Genomic DNA, 1,177 nt, shown 5'->3' with positions numbered 1-1,177 from the left:
CGCGGAACGGGGACGGGGTCGTGCAGGGAGCACCTCGACGCCGCGTCCGCGCAGGGCGAGGCCGATGGAGGTGCCGAGCAGGCCGGTGCCGCGCACCAGCACCGGCTGCGGCAGCGCCGCGGGGCCGGTGGTGCTCACAGGCCCACCATCGCCTTCAGGTGGCCGAGCTCCTGGGCGTTCATGACGCGCACGGAGCCCTGCTTCTGGTCGCCGAGGAGGATCGGGCCGATCTTGACACGCACGAGGCGCTCGACCGGGTGGCCGACGGCGTCGAACATGCGGCGCACGATGCGGTTCTTGCCGGAGTGCAGGACGACCTCCACGAGCACGTGCCCGGGGGTGGAGTCCACGAGCTTGAAGGAGTCCACCTTGGCGGGGCCGTCCTCGAGCTCGACACCGGCCTTGAGCTGGTTGGACACGCCCTTGGGCAGCGGGCCCTTCACCTGGACCAGGTAGGTCTTCGGGACCTCGTAGGAGGGGTGGAGGAGGCGGTTGGCGAGCTCGCCGTCGTTGGTGAGGACGAGCAGGCCCTCGGTCTCGTTGTCCAGGCGGCCGACGTGGAACAGGTGCTCCTGGCCGGACTTGAGGTAGGTGGCGATCGAGGGGCGCCCGTCCGGGTCCACCATGGTGGAGATGACGCCGCGCGGCTTGTTGAAGACGAGGTACTGCTTGGCCACGTCGGTCTGCACGGAGATGCCGTCCACGCGGATCACCGACGTCTTGGGGTCCACGCGGACGCCGGGCTCGGTGACGACCACGCCGTCCACCTCCACGCGGCCCTCGGAGATGAGGTCCTCGCAGACGCGGCGGGAGGCCACGCCGGCGGCGGCCATGACCTTCTGCAGGCGTTCGCCGTCCTCGTGGTGGATGCGGCCGAGGTTCTTCTCGCGGGCACGGGCGGCTCCGGCGCCCTTGCCGCGGCGGGTGCGGCGGGTGCGGCCGTCCTCGTCGTAGAAGTCCGGGGCCGGCTCGTCGCGGTGGCGGGGTCCGCCCTTCCGGCCGGCGCCCTTGCGGGCGCCGATCTGACGCTGGAAGTCACGCTCCTGGAACGGGCCGCCGCGCTTGCCGACGGCGGGGGTTCGTCCGGAGCCTCGCGGCTTGCGGGAGTTCATGGGAGACGTGGTCCTTCCTGGTCGTCCGCCCGGCACGGCGCAGCGGGCCGGTGTCGTCGACGTCG

At 72.2% G+C, this 1,177-nt stretch carries 1 protein-coding gene; it reads right to left on the bottom strand.

Annotated features, from left to right (window positions below):
• Positions 1 to 134: 134 nt before the first annotated feature.
• Positions 135 to 1,112, bottom strand: a complete 978-nt coding sequence (locus tag AC2W7A_RS12675; protein ID WP_485991644.1) for a pseudouridine synthase — start codon at positions 1,110 to 1,112, stop codon at positions 135 to 137.
• Positions 1,113 to 1,177: the final 65 nt, after the last annotated feature.

Source organism: Micrococcus sp. LASM2_SD2 (genome assembly GCF_057364565.1).
Note: the sequence above shows the minus strand (reverse complement) of the source record. Positions and strands in the feature narration are given on the sequence as shown.

Coding starts and splice junctions, on each gene's coding strand:
- AC2W7A_RS12675 (WP_485991644.1), bottom strand. CDS start 1,112: ATGAACTCCCGCAAGCCGCGAGGCTCCGGACGAACCCCCGCCGTCGGC.